At 65.3% G+C, this 14,136-nt stretch carries 13 protein-coding genes; 6 read left to right on the top strand and 7 right to left on the bottom strand.

Annotation, left to right across the window (positions count from 1 at the left end):
* Positions 1-66 precede the first annotated feature (66 nt).
* Complete coding sequence (locus GSQ92_RS08545) at positions 67-660, top strand: NADPH-dependent FMN reductase (RefSeq protein WP_158802847.1); 594 nt, start codon at positions 67-69, stop codon at positions 658-660.
* Positions 661-827: 167 nt separating this feature from the next.
* Here the strand turns inward: GSQ92_RS08545 and GSQ92_RS08540 are convergent, their stop codons facing one another.
* On the bottom strand, positions 828-1,886 hold the full coding sequence (locus tag GSQ92_RS08540) for an agmatinase (RefSeq protein ID WP_158802846.1): 1,059 nt from the start codon (positions 1,884-1,886) through the stop codon (positions 828-830).
* Between the two features lie 99 nt (positions 1,887-1,985).
* The gene (locus tag GSQ92_RS08535; RefSeq protein WP_158802845.1) at positions 1,986-3,122 is read right to left on the bottom strand and encodes an Mrp/NBP35 family ATP-binding protein; all 1,137 of its coding nucleotides are present in this window, start codon (positions 3,120-3,122) and stop codon (positions 1,986-1,988) included.
* A gap of 177 nt (positions 3,123-3,299) precedes the next feature.
* On the opposite strand from GSQ92_RS08535, the gene GSQ92_RS08530 reads away from it, so the two are divergent.
* The 3 genes from GSQ92_RS08530 to cysN all read left to right on the top strand — a co-directional run bounded on the left by GSQ92_RS08530 (position 3,300) and on the right by cysN (position 7,865).
* Complete coding sequence (locus GSQ92_RS08530; protein ID WP_159013361.1) at positions 3,300-4,901, top strand: Do family serine endopeptidase; 1,602 nt, start codon at positions 3,300-3,302, stop codon at positions 4,899-4,901.
* 163 nt (positions 4,902-5,064) lie between these two features.
* Positions 5,065-5,994: a sulfate adenylyltransferase subunit CysD gene (gene cysD / locus GSQ92_RS08525; protein ID WP_158802843.1), complete on the top strand. Its 930-nt coding sequence runs from the start codon at positions 5,065-5,067 to the stop codon at positions 5,992-5,994.
* The gene (cysN, locus tag GSQ92_RS08520) at positions 5,994-7,865 is read left to right on the top strand and encodes a sulfate adenylyltransferase subunit CysN (protein ID WP_158802842.1); all 1,872 of its coding nucleotides are present in this window, start codon (positions 5,994-5,996) and stop codon (positions 7,863-7,865) included. Before cysD ends, cysN begins: the two co-directional genes overlap by 1 nt.
* A gap of 207 nt (positions 7,866-8,072) precedes the next feature.
* Here the strand turns inward: cysN and GSQ92_RS08515 are convergent, their stop codons facing one another.
* From GSQ92_RS08515 to cynS, 5 genes are all read right to left on the bottom strand, one after another.
* Positions 8,073-9,113 (bottom strand): alcohol dehydrogenase catalytic domain-containing protein, encoded by a 1,041-nt coding sequence (locus tag GSQ92_RS08515; RefSeq protein WP_159013360.1) that lies wholly within the window; start codon positions 9,111-9,113, stop codon positions 8,073-8,075.
* Positions 9,114-9,183: 70 nt separating this feature from the next.
* Positions 9,184-9,495, bottom strand: a complete 312-nt coding sequence (locus GSQ92_RS08510; RefSeq protein WP_158802840.1) for a plasmid stabilization protein — start codon at positions 9,493-9,495, stop codon at positions 9,184-9,186.
* A gap of 161 nt (positions 9,496-9,656) precedes the next feature.
* Complete coding sequence (locus GSQ92_RS08505) at positions 9,657-10,232, bottom strand: DUF2852 domain-containing protein (RefSeq protein WP_216850034.1); 576 nt, start codon at positions 10,230-10,232, stop codon at positions 9,657-9,659.
* An 82-nt stretch (positions 10,233-10,314) separates the two neighbouring features.
* Positions 10,315-10,944 (bottom strand): TetR/AcrR family transcriptional regulator, encoded by a 630-nt coding sequence (locus GSQ92_RS08500; RefSeq protein ID WP_158802839.1) that lies wholly within the window; start codon positions 10,942-10,944, stop codon positions 10,315-10,317.
* 55 nt (positions 10,945-10,999) lie between these two features.
* A complete protein-coding gene (gene cynS, locus GSQ92_RS08495; RefSeq protein ID WP_254065607.1) occupies positions 11,000-11,530 on the bottom strand; it encodes a cyanase in 531 nt (176 codons plus the stop codon).
* Positions 11,531-11,717: 187 nt separating this feature from the next.
* On the opposite strand from cynS, the gene GSQ92_RS08490 reads away from it, so the two are divergent.
* On the top strand, positions 11,718-12,686 hold the full coding sequence (locus tag GSQ92_RS08490) for an MBL fold metallo-hydrolase (RefSeq protein WP_158802838.1): 969 nt from the start codon (positions 11,718-11,720) through the stop codon (positions 12,684-12,686).
* Positions 12,687-12,737: 51 nt separating this feature from the next.
* Entirely contained in the window at positions 12,738-14,123 is a 1,386-nt protein-coding gene (locus GSQ92_RS08485) for an FAD-dependent oxidoreductase (RefSeq protein ID WP_158802837.1), read from the top strand.
* The last annotated feature ends 13 nt before the right edge of the window (positions 14,124-14,136 follow it).

Genomic DNA, 14,136 nt, shown 5'->3' with positions numbered 1-14,136 from the left:
GCGCCTCATTCGCGATTGGGTGACGTCGAGCTAGGATACCTCTGCTCAACCGCGAGGAGACAAGCGATGCCCACCGCCGATACGAGGCTGACGATCCCGGTTCTACTCGGCTCTGTCCGTCGGGACCGCCAAGGCATCAGGGCGGCGCGGCTCATCTTCAATGCGCTGACCGAACGCGGCCACGAGCCCGTTCTGGTCGATCCGTTGGAACTACAATTGCCCTTGCTCGACCGGATGTACAAGGAGCATCCGAAGGGCGAGGCGCCGGCGCAGCTGGAGCAACTCGCGACCCTCTATCGGCGGGCTGACGGTTTCATGATCGTGAGCGCTGAATACAACAACGGCATTCCGCCGGCGCTGAAGAACCTGCTCGACCATTTCCTGGAGGAGTATTTCTGGCGCCCCTCCGCAATCCTTTGCTATTCGGCTGGCCAGTTCGGCGGCGTTCGCGCCGCTATGCAGCTCCGCATGACCCTCGCCGAACTCGGCATGCCGAGCATCCCGAGCCTTTTCCCTATCCCCCGCATCGGCCAGGCCATCGACGAAGACGGCACGCCGAAGGCCGAAGGGATGGCTAGGTCTCTCGGCAGATTCCTCGGCGAATTCGAATGGTATGCCCAGGCCCTTAAGCACCATCGTGTCGCGGGCGTGCCGTACTGACACCGGCTGGCGGCTGTAGTCACTCTCCAACGTCATCTTCGGCGAAGGCCGAAGATCCACGCCTTTGCTCTCGGCTCGAAGGCTAGGCGGGGATGCCCGCCCTTCGACGAGCCTGACGAAACCCTCGTGTTTTGCGAGACAGGTGGGGTTCCAGCGCGGAAGTCGGCCTAAGCGCCCGCCTTCCGCCGCTTCAGCGATGCCGCCGAGAGGCAGAAGATCTCGAACAGGACCTGTGCCGCGACCTGTGCCGTGTTGGTGGTCGCATCGTATTGCGGCGCCACCTCCACCACGTCGCCGCCGATCACATCGACACCGATCAGCCCACGCAATAGCTGCAAGACCTGAAACGGCGTCAGCCCGCCAACCTCGGGCGTTCCCGTCCCCGGAGCGAAACCAGGATCGATGCTGTCGATGTCGAAGGAGAGGTAGGTCGGCCCGCTGCCCGCCACCTGTAGCGCTCGCTCAATCACCGCCGGGATGCCCATGCCGTGCACGTCCTCGGAGTGCAGTACCGTCATCCCGGAGTCGTACGAGAACTCCCAGAGATATTCCGCGCCGCCGCGAATGCCGATCTGGATGGTGCGTTCGGGGTCCAGCACGCCATCCAGCACCGCCTGGCGGAAGGGGCCGCCATGCTGGAACTTGGTGCCCTCATAGGGTCCGCTGGTGTCGCAATGGGCATCGATATGGATCATGCCGACGGGTCGCTCGCGGCCCACGGCCTTCAGGATCGATTGCGTCATGGAATGGTCGCCACCGACCGATAAGGGCACCACGCCGGCCGCGATGACCTTCGTGTAGAAGGCCTCGATATCCTCGTGGCAGCTTTCCAGGCTGAAGCGGCTGCGCATCGGCACGTCACCCACGTCGGCCGCCTGGCACATCTGCGCCGGCGCCAGCCGTAGCGCATGCTCATAGGGACCGATCCGCTCGATCGCCCGTACCGCCCGTGGCCCCAGTCGCGTGCCGGCGCGGTTGGTCACGCCGAGGTCCATCGTGACACCCGCCACCGCGATATCGAGGCCGCCGAATTGTGGCTGGTCCGGCGCCTCGGGCCGATAGGGCAGGCCCATGAAGGTCGCGGCATTGGCGTAGGGGAGCGCGCGCCGGTCCCCGCCCTTGAACTGGCCCGCCGCGACGGCCGCGAAGGCGGGGTCGAAGATGTCGCCGCCCGCCGCATTGCCGTATTTCGCTCGCAGCGCCGCTAGCTTGTCCCGATCCGCCATGGGTCGCCCCTCCTCATCCTTCAGCCACGAGCCCGCCTCGCCAAGACAGTATGACGCGCCTCGGCCCGACGGAGCTAGGCGCCGGGTCGGAAGGGCAGGCTAGGCCGCTGGCAACAACAGGCGTGCGGCGAGGCTCTCCGCGATGGCGGCAAAGGCCAGCGCGCCTTCGCTCTCCGGCTGCTCCGCGACGATCGGGGTGCCGGCATCGGCGGTTTCCCGCACGTCCATGAGGAGCGGGATCTCGCCGAGGAACGGCAGGCCGAGCTTTGACGCTTCTGTGCGCGCCCCGCCATGACCGAAAATCGACGAGCGGTGGCCGCAGTTGGGGCAGCAAAAGACGCTCATATTCTCGATCATGCCCAGGACCGGCACCTCGACCTTCTCGAACATCCGCACGGCTCGGCGCGCGTCGATCAGCGCGATGTCCTGCGGCGTGGAGACGATCACCGCCCCCGTCACCTGCACCTTCTGCGAGAGCGTCAGCTGGATGTCCCCCGTTCCCGGTGGCAGGTCGACGATCAGCACATCCAGCTCGCCCCAGGTGACCTGGCCGAGGAACTGCTGCACAGCGCCCATGATCATCGGGCCGCGCCAGATCATGGCGGAGTCTTCCTCCACCAGGAATCCCATCGACATCGCCTTAAGCCCCCAGGCCTCGATCGGAATGATGCGCTCGGCCCGTACCTCTGGGCGGCGGCTCTCGCCCAGCATGCGGGGCAGGCTCGGCCCGTAGATATCGGCGTCGAGCAGGCCGATGCGCAGCCCCTGCCGGGCCAGGGCCACCGCGAGGTTCACCGCGACGGTGGATTTCCCGACACCGCCCTTTCCCGAGGCGATCGCCACGACGGCACCCACCCCCGGTAGCGGCGCCGGGCGCGATGCCGGGGTGCGGCCATGCGCCGGGCCTTGCGGTGCTGGGCCTTGCGCATGGGCGTGGGCGTGCGGAGCGGGAGCGGCGGCCGCGCGATGAGAGGTCAGCACCACGCTCGCATTGCGCACGCCGGGTAGACGGCCGATGGCGGCCTCCGCCTCACGCCGCAAGCCCTCCATCGCCTTTGCCTGGGCAGGGTCGATTCGCAGCGAAACCTGCACGAGGCCGCCGGCAGCCTTCACTCCCTCCACCATGTCGCTCGAGAGCAAATTGGCTCCGCTGATCGGATTTCGCAGGCCGCCAAGGACCCGCTGAACCGCCTGCGCCATGGCGTCGTCCGGGCTGCTGGGTTCACGGTTTGTCATGGAAAAGACACTCCTGAAGGTGCCGTCGCTTGACGGCCCATACTGGCGCTACGCGCATTGGAGGGGCGATCTGCGGCGATCCGCGGCTTCGGTCCGACGTAACCAGTGCTTGCGTGGCGCTTGGCGTCGTGCTTCCGCAGATGCACAATCATGCCTCCGATCAGGAATGTCCACTTGATGCGCCGCATGCTGCCCCGCGCCGGATCGGCGATCCTTGCGACGCTACTCGCCGCCACCCCGCTCGGCGGCGCGGCGCTACTGCCTCTGCGCCCCGCGACGGCCGCGGAGACTCCGGCGGGCTTCGCCGACCTTTCGGCCCGGCTGCTGCCGTCCGTAGTCAATGTCGCGAGCACGCAGTCCTCCTCCAGCAGCGACAGCGGCGGCTCAGACGGCGCTGGTGCCGGTCCCTCTCAGGACCAGCCTTTGGAGCAAGGGCGGGATCAGCAGGGGTTTGACCCGCCACGGCGCCATCAGGCGGACGCGACTACCTCCAGCTCGGCCTCTTCCTCAGCTGCCCAGTCGCCGCTCGACAAGCGCTTCCAGGATTTCGCGGCTGGGCCGCCGAGCGACTCCCAGGCCGACCAGAAGGGTGGCGTCAAGCTGCAAAGTCTCGGCTCCGGCTTCATTATCGACCCTTCCGGACTGATCGTGACCAATAACCACGTGATCGACGGTGCCGACAGCATCAGCGTCACACTGGCGGACGGGACCTCCCTGCCGGCCGATCTGGTTGGTCGGGATACGCAAATGGACATCGCACTGCTGCGCGTTCATGCCGACCATCCGCTGCCAGCTGTGGCCTTCAGCCGCGCCGCACCCGCCAGGATCGGCGACTGGGTACTCGCGATCGGCAATCCCTATGGTCTCGGCGGCACCGTGACCGCCGGAATCGTGAGCGCGCGCGGCCGGGATATCGACGACTCGAGCAGTGATGACTTCATCCAGACGGATGCGCCGATCAACCGCGGCAATTCGGGTGGCCCGCTCTTCAACATGGACGGCGCGGTGATCGGCATCAACACGGCGATCTACTCCCCTTCGGGCGGCTCGGTCGGCATCGGCTTCGCCATCCCGGCGGAGGAGGTGGCGCCTGTCGTCGAGCAGCTTCATCGCTACGGCAAGCCACGCCGCGGCTGGCTCGGCGCCCAGGTTCAGGAGGTGACGCCCGACATCGCACAGAGCCTCGGCCTGCCGCAGCCGGGCGGCGCCATGGTGGCCTTCGTGCAACCCAACAGCCCAGCGGCGGTGGCCGATCTGCGGGCCGGTGACGTCATTCTTACCTTCGATGGCCATGCGGTCAGCGGCATGCATGCCCTGCCGAGGCTGGTCGCGGAGGTCGCCGTCGGCGCCAAGGCGTCGCTCACCTATTGGCGGGACGGCAAAAGCGAGACTGCGACCGTCGCGATCTCCGATGCCCCTACGCCGCCGTCAACGATCAGCGCGGCGGCCACGCCGCCGCCCAAGCCCAGCACGCTGAGCATCGCGGGCCTCGGCTTTTCCGTCACGGCGATTACCCCGGCGGTGCGGGGCAAGTATTCGGTCCCTGAGAACCACGGCGTCGTCATCGCCGATGTCACTGCCAAGGGACCTGCCGCCCAGGCGGGCCTCTCGGCGGGGGATGTCATCCTGCAATTGGGCGCCGCTCCAGTTGCCCACCCGCAAGACGTCGCGGGACGGATCGATGCCTTGCGGCGAGCGCATCGGGGCGAGATCCTCCTGCTCGTCCAGGGCAGTGACGAGACGCAATGGGTGACCTTGCCCCTCAGTGGCGGAACCTAAGCGCGGGCGCCCGGTCGTTGTTTCTCGCTGTGCCAGGGAGGCGCCCGGCAGGCGGGTGCGATGGCTTCCAAAAAATGAACCTCTCCGTCGCGGTATCCGCGCTTCCCAAGCTCGGCGCTCGGGATCAAACAGCGCCATCGCTTTGCAAAAGGCCGCTGCCGTAATGACAGACCTCTCGCTCGAGCCGCACGGCGACACCGCGGCGCATCTTCGCCAGCTCGAGGATGAGAGCATCCACATCATGCGGGAGGTCATGGCCGAACTGCGAAATCCCGTGATGCTGTATTCGATCGGGAAGGATTCCTCGGTCATGCTGCATCTGGCGCGCAAAGCCTTCTTCCCAGCGCCGATCCCCTTTCCGCTGCTGCATGTCGATACCGGCTGGAAGTTCCGCGAGATGATCGCCTTCCGGGACCGCATGGCCCGCGAGTTCGGTCTCCGCCTCGTCGTCCACCAGAATGCCGAGGGTCGTGCCCGTGGCATCAACCCCTTCGACCATGATGCCGGCACCTATACCCACATCATGAAAACCGTGGCGCTGAAGCAGGCGCTCGATGCTGGCGGCTACGATGCCGCCTTTGGCGGCGCCCGCCGCGACGAGGAAGTCAGCCGTGCCAAGGAGCGCATCTTCTCCGTGCGGTCCGCCGATCACGGCTGGGATCCGAAGAATCAGCGGCCGGAGCTATGGAATCTCTTCAACTGCCGCGTCGCGCGCGGCCAATCGATCCGCGTCTTTCCGCTGTCGAACTGGACTGAGCTCGATATCTGGCAATATATCGAGCTGCATGGCGTGGCGATCCCCGACCTCTATTTCGCCGCGGACCGGCCGGTGGTCGAGCGTGACGGAACGCTCATCGTCGCCGACGACGATCGCTTGCCGCTGCGTCCCGGCGAAAAGCCCGAGATGCGCCGCGTGCGTTTCCGCACGCTCGGCTGTTATCCGCTCACCGGCGCGATCGAATCCGACGCGACGACGCTGGCCGGGATCGTCGCCGAAATGATCGCGACCCGCCGGTCCGAACGCTCCGGCCGCCTCATCGACAAGGATCAGGCTGCGTCCATGGAGCAAAAGAAGCGGGAAGGGTATTTCTGATGGACGCGCTGGCGGATCCGCTTCAGGCGACGCTGCTGCGCTTCCTCACCTGCGGCAGCGTCGATGACGGCAAATCAACCCTCATTGGCCGCATCCTTTTCGACACCAAGCGCATCTTCGAGGATCAGCTCGCCGCCGTCGCCCAGGCCTCGCGCCGCTTCGGAACCGCGGGCGATGAGATCGACCTGGCCCTGGCGCTGGATGGGCTGGAGGCGGAGCGGCAGCAGGGCATCACCATCGATGTCGCCTACCGGTTCTTCGCGACCGCCCGCCGCCGCTTCATCGTGGCCGATACCCCAGGCCATGTGCAGTACACCCGCAACATGGCGACCGGGGCGTCCACCGCAGACCTTGCCGTCATTCTCATCGACGCGCGGCACGGCATCCTCAGCCAGACGCGGCGCCATTCCTTCATCGCGAGCCTGCTTGGTATCCGCCACATCGTGCTGGCCGTGAACAAGATGGATCTGGTCGGCTTCAGCGCCGAACGGTTTCGGGAGATTGCCGAGGCCTACAAGGAATTCGCCGCCACACGCTTCGCCTTCGACGACATCACTGCTATTCCGCTCGCCGCCCGCCACGGCGACAATGTGACGGCGCCGAGCGCCAGGCTGCCCTGGTACCAGGGACCAACGCTGCTCGATCATCTGGAAACGGTGGACGTGACGCCACCGGCGGCCGCCGCGCCCTTTCGCATGCCGGTGCAATGGGTCAATCGCCCGGATTCGAGCTTCCGTGGTTTCGCCGGCACTGTCGTCGCTGGCCGCACGGAGCCCGGTGACACCGTCGCCATCCTGCCGTCCGGCCAGACCACGCGCATTGCTCGCATCGTGAGCATGGACGGCGATCGTCCTGAGGCGAAGGCGGGGGATGCGGTAACGCTGCTCTTCACCGATGAGCGCGATGCCTCGCGTGGCGATGTGATTGCCGCCGCCGCCGCGCGGCCCGAGGTCGCTGACCAATTCGCCGCCGATCTCGTTTGGTTCGATGATGCCGATCTATTCCCCGGCCGTCCGTATTTGCTGAAGATCGGCACCCGCACGGTCTCGGCGCAGATCACCGAGATCAAGCATCGCGTGGATATGGAGTCTCTCGACCAGCTCGCGGCGAAGTCGCTTTCGGCCAATGATGTCGCGGTGGTGAATCTGTCGCTCGCCGAGCCGATCCCGTTCGAATCTTATGCCGAGAACCGCAAGATGGGCGGTTTCATCATCATCGACCGGGTGACGAATGCAACCGCCGGCGCGGGCATGATTCGTTTCGCGCTGCGACGGGCCGCGAATGTGCATTGGCAGGCGATCACCGTCGATCGCGCGACCCGCGCCGCGCAGAAAGGTCAGCAACCGGCCGTGCTGTGGCTGACCGGGCTGTCTGGATCTGGCAAGTCGACGATCGCCAATCTTGTCGAGCAGAAACTTCTGGCGCGCGGCGCGCATACTTATCTGCTCGATGGCGACAATATTCGCCACGGCCTCAACCGCGATCTTGGCTTTACCGAAGTCGATCGCGTGGAAAACATCCGCCGCGTCGCTGAAGTCGCGCGGCTGTTCATGGATGCCGGTTTGATCGTGGTGGTGTCCTTCATCTCGCCCTACCGCGCCGAGCGTCAATTGGCGCGCGAACGGGCAGGGGAGGGCGGCTTCATCGAGATCTTCGTCGATACACCCATCGAGGATTGCCGCCGGCGCGATCCGAAGGGGCTCTACGCCAAGGCGGATGCCGGCACGCTCGTCAACTTCACCGGCGTCGATGCGCCGTATGAGGCGCCCGAAACGCCGGAGTTGCATATCCGCACCGTGGAAACAACGCCGGAGGCGGCGGCGGACACGGTGATCGCGGAGTTGCGGCGGCGGGGAATGATTGGGGGTTAGAGCGTGATGATCTAGTAACGAACCGGGGCCAAAAGATCCGTCATGGCACGCGAAGGCGTGCCATCCACGCCTTGCCTTCATCACCCACGTGAAGGCGTGGATGCTCGGCCTTCGCCGAGCATGATGTGATGGAATAGGCACGGTTCAGATCAGAGACATTCCGCTCTAGGTCTACGCCAATTCATCGACGCCGCTGCCGCCATTGCCTCAACCCTTCATAGTGAGCACCAGCCGTCCTGTCACACCGCCGCGCCGCAGACGGTCCAGCGCGATACCGGCATCCGCCAGCGGCAAGGTCTCCACATTCGCCAGGATCCCGGCGGTCAGCGCGAGATCCACCGCTTCGCGCAAATCGGCTCGTGTGCCGACATTCGTGCCGATCAGCCGTTTCTCGTTATTCGCCAAGTCGGAAATCGAGATCGAGATCCTGTCCTTCTGCTCACTCGGCAAAGCGATGAAGATCACCGCGCCGCCGGGCGCCACCGCCGCGATGCCTTGCTCGAAAGCCTTGGCGACCGGCGCCACGATGACCGCGGCGCGGATGCCGTTTTCGCCAGCGATGGCCTGCAAGGCGGCCGGAAGCTCCTCATCAGACCCCACCGTCGCCACCGCGCCCAGGCGTGTCGCGAGTTCGAGCTTAGCTGGATCGAGATCGACCGCGATCGGCCGCAGCCCCATGGCACGCGCATACTGCACCGCCATCTGGCCCAGCCCGCCGCAGCCGATGACCGCGACATAGCCGCCGGGCCGCACCGCCGCCTTCTTCAGGCCGCGATAGGTCGTGACCCCAGCACATAGGATCGGCGAGAACCGCGCCGCGTCGATACCTTTCGGCAAGGTCACCACGAAATCGGCGCGCGCGACGATGTGATCGGCATAGCCGCCGTCCCGCGAATAGCCGGTGCCCTCACGCTCGGGGCAGATGGTCTCCTCGCCCTCCAGGCAAGCGCGGCAATGGCCGCAGGCGCCGCCGTTCCAAGCCACACCCACGGTTTCACCGATCGCCGGGACGGTCACTCCCTCGCCGAGAGCGACGACCTCACCCACAACTTCGTGGCCGGGAATAAGCGGCAGACGCGCCGGGCGGCCCCAGTCGCCATCGACGATATGGACGTCGGAATGGCACACTCCGCAGGCGAGAACGCGGATCAGAATCTCGCCGCGTTCGGGCGCTGGAATAGCGTCGCAACCGAGTTCCAACGGCGCGCCCATTGCCGTCATCAGCGCGCGCCTCATTGTCTGGGTCATTGCGCATCGTCCCTGGTTGTGCCGGCCAACCTGAAGGTTCAGGCGCCGCGCCGCAACTCGGGCGAAGGCGTTAGGCGCGAGCTTCGGCGTTCCTTTTGCGGGTCGCCGCCGCTTTCTTGGCGGAAGTCGAACGTTCGGCGGCTGTACGATGCGCGGAGGCGGCGCCACCGGTCTTGCCGCCCTTCTTGGCGGAGACGTGAGTATCAGCTTTGCCCCGGCCGGAGCCGCTCTTGTTGCCGCCGCCGCTTTCTTTGTTCACCGTCGCCCAGGCCCGGCGTTCGGCCTCTTTTTCAGGGACGCCGCGATCCTCGTAACTCTCGGCTATGTGATCGGCCTTGCGATCCTGCTTGTCGGTGTATTTCGATTTGTCGCCGCGTGGCACTGCAACCTCCATCGTCATGCGGATGGGTTGAGATGGCGCGCGAGGCAAGCGCGTCAAGCAGTGCTCGGACCTCTCATAAAACTGCGTCCCAACGAAAAAGGGGCGGCCAATGCCACCCCTCTTCCGATTTCTCTACTCACCCGCGATCGCGGGTGAGGCGCCTAGTTTTCCGGCTGGTGCTGCGGCTCGGATGGCGGCGGGGACTGGCGGCGGTCGGCCATGAACTGGTCGAACTCGGCCTTGTCCTTGGCGAAGCGCAGCCGCTCCAGGAAACCGGAGAAGTCGCGTTGCTCTTCCTCCAGGCGGCGGAGCGTCTGTTCGCGATATTCGTCGAAGGCGCTATTGCCGCTGGATCGTGAGGAGTTGCCGCCGCCGCCGCCACAGCGGCTCTTCCAGCCGGACCACGGCCCAGCCCAGCCGCAGCCTCCGCCACTTTGGTGGCCGCCGTGAGCCCCAAAGGCCCAGCGCCCAACCCGCTTGTTCCAAATGGCGACGAACAGCAAAGCAAGCCCGACCGGCCACCAGACGATAAAGCCCGTGATCGTCGCGGCGATCAGCAGCGGACGCGAGATCGACCAAAGGCCGAAATAGTCGTTAGGCGCGCCATTCCCTCCCCAAGGCCGATCCCCGGGATTGCCCTGATTGCCGCCACCGGGGCCCCAGTTCGGCCCGGTTCCCCAGGATGATTGTCCCATACCGGGGTTGCCAAAGGCCCCTTGGTTCGCAGCGCCAGACATGATGTGGTTCCCATGTGAATGTAAAGCACATTTACATCTAGGCACCGCGCTTTGCCGCCGTCAAGGGTAATGCGCGGATCGCCTAATTGCCGCCGGCCAATCCCAGGCTTTGCAGATAGAGTAGCACACCCGCCTCGAGCAGTTCCTCAGCTGACATCGGCAGCTTCCGGCGCCCGGCATCGGGCCGGCAGAAGAGCGAGGCGATGCCGTGGGACATCGCCCATACGTGCAGCGCCACCATGAGCGCCGGTGGCCGCCCTCTACCGGGCGCCGCTTCGGTCAGGGTGTCGGCGGCATCGCGCAGTACTGCGAAAGCGCGATCGCTGGCGGCGAGCAGACCCGGATGCGCCTCTGCATCCACACGAGCCTCGAACATGGCCGCGTAATAAGCGGGCTCGGAACGGGCGAAGGCGAGATAGGCCCGGCCAAGATTCTCGAAAGCCTGGATCAGTTCCGGCTTTCCGCCATTCCACGCCTGGGTCAGCGCAGTTGCCAGGCTCTCGAACCCCCGCAACGCAACTTCGGCCAGAAGTGCCTCGGCGTCACGGAAATGCCGATAGGGCGCGCCAGGGCTGACGCCTGCCCGGCGCGCCGCCTCGGCAATGGTCAGGCCGGCCGGCCCTGTTTCGCCAATCAGCGCCAGGGCGGCTTCCACCAGCGCCTCGCGCAGGTTGCCGTGGTGGTAGCCCCGCCGCTGTCCGGACCAACTCATGCGGGTGGATTAGCCCATGTGAGTCGGTTTTACATCACCCGGCGGTGCCGGTCGGTCATTCCTCCTTGAATCCGTATTCCGGCAGCCCCTGTTCGCTCTCGTAATATTTATACGGGAGGAATTTGCCGGACATGGTGAGCTGCACGCGGTCGCCCTTCGGATTGGCCAGCCGCTCGAGCCGGAGATCGAAGTCGATCGCGGACATGATGCCGTCGCCGAACTCCTCCTCGATCAGGGCTTTCCAGGCCGGCCCATTGACCATCACCATCTCGTAGAAGCGATAGAGCAGCGGATCGGTCGGCGGCATCGGCATGCCGCGCATCGGAATCTCGTTGAGCATCCGCTGCTCGACCTCGCTCAACCCAAACAAAGTCGCGGCCTTGGCGGCCAGCGGTTTCGTCAGCTTCATCTGGCCGAGCAGCGCCCCCACGACGAGAACGGGCGACATGCCGCCGATCTCCTCCGTGATATGCTTCCACGTCCAGTCCCGCTCGCGCTTGATGTCGAGAATCTTTTCGGTGAGTTCCTCGCGTTTGATGACCGGTCTCCTCAGGATGTTTGTGTGCCTGGACTTTGCGCGGGCCATCCGCTGGCGACAAGGGAGGCGGCGAAGATGACATCCCACCGTGGCATTGCGAAAACTGCAGCGAGCATTTCGAGGTTGATGTAAGGCTCGCTGGTCGATCTTCTGACTGTGGCGCCGTTGGATGCATACGCGGCGGAGTTCCGAACCGAGATGGGCGAAACCCGTCCGCAACCGAGGAAACGAAGCCATGAGCGACACCCAGACACGAGCTGTCCCGCATAGCCTGGGCTGCACCTGTGGCACCCGAGGGGCCACGCTTTCCGCCGATGGCGCCTGGCTCACCCCGAGGCAGGTCTTCGCCGCATCACGGCACATCGTCGAGACGATCCGCGCCGCGGCCGCGAAAGCAACGATCACCGTCCATCGGCTGAGAGGCCAGGTGAGCGTCCTCGAAGGTTCCGGTGGCAATGTTGCCGTGCTGGTGGCGCCCGATGGCAAGCTGCTGGTGGATGCCGGCATCGGCGTTTCTCAACCGATGATGGCGGAGGCGTTGGCCACGCTCGGTGACGCACCAATTCGGCAATTGATCAATACGCATTGGCATTTCGACCATTCGGACGGCAATGCCTGGGTGAATGCGGCCGGCGCCTCCATTCTCGCTCACGAGAACACCCGCACGCGACTGAGTTCCGCCCAGCATGTGGAGGATTGGCACACCGATTTCCCGGCTCCCCCCGCGGGCGCCCTTCCTTCCGATGTCTTCACCACGGAGCGCAGCGTTGATTTCGGCGGCACGGCGATCGCGCTGAAATACTACGGCCCGGCCCATACCGACGGCGACATCTCCGCGACTTTCGGCGAGGCCGATATCCTCCACACCGGCGATACCTTCTGGAACGGTATTTACCCATTCATTGACTACTCCACCGGCGGTAGCATCGACGGTTCGATTCGCGCGGTGGAGGAGAACCTGGCGATGACCCGCGACAGCACGATCATCATTCCCGGCCATGGTCCCATCGGCAACCGGGCACAGCTTGCCGACTACCGCGACATGCTGGTCGCGATCCGCGAGAATGTCGCGACGTTGAAACGCCAAGGCAGATCGCTGGACGACATCGTGGCCGCCAAACCCACGGCGGCCTTCGATGCGAAATGGGGTCAGTTCGTCATCGACCCCATCTTCTTCACCGAGCTGGTTCATGAAGGTGTCTGACGCTGCGATACGCCCGGATTCAACGAACGCGCGACGCGAGGAAATGATGTGATGGCCGAACTGGAACACTACGACATCCTGGTGCTGGGCGGTGGCAAGGCCGGCAAGACGCTGGCGATGGACCAGGCGAAAGCAGGGCGGAAGGTCGCGCTCGTTGAAGTCGGCATGATCGGCGGCGCCTGCATCAATATCGCCTGCATCCCGACCAAGACTCTGGTGCGGAGCGCTCAGATCGCTGATCTCGTCCGGCACAGCGCCACCTTCGGTGTCGCTACCACCGCGCCGACCATCGACATGGCGCGCGTGGCCCTCAGGACTGCCGAAATCGTGGCCGGGATGGTCGAGTATAATCTGCACGCGTTCCAAGCGAGTGGCCTTGACCTGGTGCTTGGCTGGGGCCGCTTCGTCGAGCCTCGCGTGATTGAGGTAACATCAGAAACCGGCGTGCGGCGGCTGACGGGCTCGCGGATCTACCTCGATCTCGGCACCCGTGCTGCCATTCCCAATCTTCCCGGCCTGGCCGAGGCGATGCCGCTCACCCACGTCGAGGCTCTTAAGCTCGAAGTTCTTCCGCGCCGGCTGGTGGTCCTTGGCGGCGGTTACATCGGCATGGAGATGGCGCAGGCTTTCCGGCGACTGGGCAGCGAAGTGGTGGTCATCCAGAACGGCCCGCGGCTGGCCCCGCGCGAGGATGACGATTTTGCTGCCGCCATCCACGATTTGTTTAAGGAAGACGGCATCGAGGTGGTGCTGGGGGCGGGCGACTACCGTGTCGAGGGCCGCTCCGGCGAGCAGGTGACCGTCAGCCTCAGCGACGGGCGAAGCTTTGACGGCTCGCATCTTCTGGTGGCGGCGGGCCGGGTGCCGACCACGGCGGATATCGGCCTCGATCTCGCTGGCGTCGCGCTGGACGCCAAGGGCTTCATCAAGGTCGATGAAAAGCTGCGGACGACCGCGCCTGACATCTGGGCCATGGGCGAGGCCGCTGGCAGCCCGATGTTCACCCATGTGGCACTGGATGACTACCGCGTCGCGAAAAGCGATATCACCGGCGGCGACCGCACAACCACCGGCCGGCTCATTCCATACTGCGTCTTCATCGACCCGGAATTCGCCCGCGTGGGACTAAGCGAAAAAGAGGCGCGCGCCGCTGGCACAGACTATCGGTTGGCGACGATGCCGATGGATGTCATTCCCCGCGCGCGCACGCTCTCGGAACGCAAGGGATTCATGAAGGCTCTGGTTGCGGAGGACGACAGCATTCTTGGCTTCGCGATGCTTGGAGCTCATGCGGGCGAGGTGATGCCCGTCGTGCAGATGACGATGCTCGGTGGTCTGCCCTTTACGGCATTGCGAGACGGCATAATCGCCCATCCGACGATCGCGGAAGGGTTGAACATGCTGTTCTCGCATCTTAGCAAGCCAGAGGCCGCGTAGCGTCGAGCGACGC

This window comes from Acidisoma sp. S159 (assembly GCF_009766125.1).
In the GTDB taxonomy this organism is placed as follows: domain Bacteria; phylum Pseudomonadota; class Alphaproteobacteria; order Acetobacterales; family Acetobacteraceae; genus Acidisoma.
The sequence above is the reverse complement of the archived record's forward strand: the minus strand, read 5'-3'. Positions and strand labels throughout refer to the sequence as shown.

Bases quoted from the DNA above. Each gene is read 5' to 3' on its own strand.
- GSQ92_RS08535 (WP_158802845.1), bottom strand. From the start codon at position 3,122: ATGACAAACCGTGAACCCAGCAGCCCGGACGACGCCATGGCGCAGGCG.
- GSQ92_RS08545 (WP_158802847.1), top strand. From the start codon at position 67: ATGCCCACCGCCGATACGAGGCTGACGATCCCGGTTCTACTCGGCTCT.
- GSQ92_RS08540 (WP_158802846.1), bottom strand. From the start codon at position 1,886: ATGGCGGATCGGGACAAGCTAGCGGCGCTGCGAGCGAAATACGGCAAT.
- GSQ92_RS08505 (WP_216850034.1), bottom strand. From the start codon at position 10,232: ATGTCTGGCGCTGCGAACCAAGGGGCCTTTGGCAACCCCGGTATGGGA.
- GSQ92_RS08500 (WP_158802839.1), bottom strand. From the start codon at position 10,944: ATGAGTTGGTCCGGACAGCGGCGGGGCTACCACCACGGCAACCTGCGC.
- GSQ92_RS08530 (WP_159013361.1), top strand. From the start codon at position 3,300: ATGCGCCGCATGCTGCCCCGCGCCGGATCGGCGATCCTTGCGACGCTA.
- GSQ92_RS08485 (WP_158802837.1), top strand. From the start codon at position 12,738: ATGGCCGAACTGGAACACTACGACATCCTGGTGCTGGGCGGTGGCAAG.
- GSQ92_RS08515 (WP_159013360.1), bottom strand. From the start codon at position 9,113: ATGACCCAGACAATGAGGCGCGCGCTGATGACGGCAATGGGCGCGCCG.
- cynS (WP_254065607.1), bottom strand. From the start codon at position 11,530: ATGGCCCGCGCAAAGTCCAGGCACACAAACATCCTGAGGAGACCGGTC.
- cysN (WP_158802842.1), top strand. From the start codon at position 5,994: ATGGACGCGCTGGCGGATCCGCTTCAGGCGACGCTGCTGCGCTTCCTC.
- cysD (WP_158802843.1), top strand. From the start codon at position 5,065: ATGACAGACCTCTCGCTCGAGCCGCACGGCGACACCGCGGCGCATCTT.
- GSQ92_RS08490 (WP_158802838.1), top strand. From the start codon at position 11,718: ATGAGCGACACCCAGACACGAGCTGTCCCGCATAGCCTGGGCTGCACC.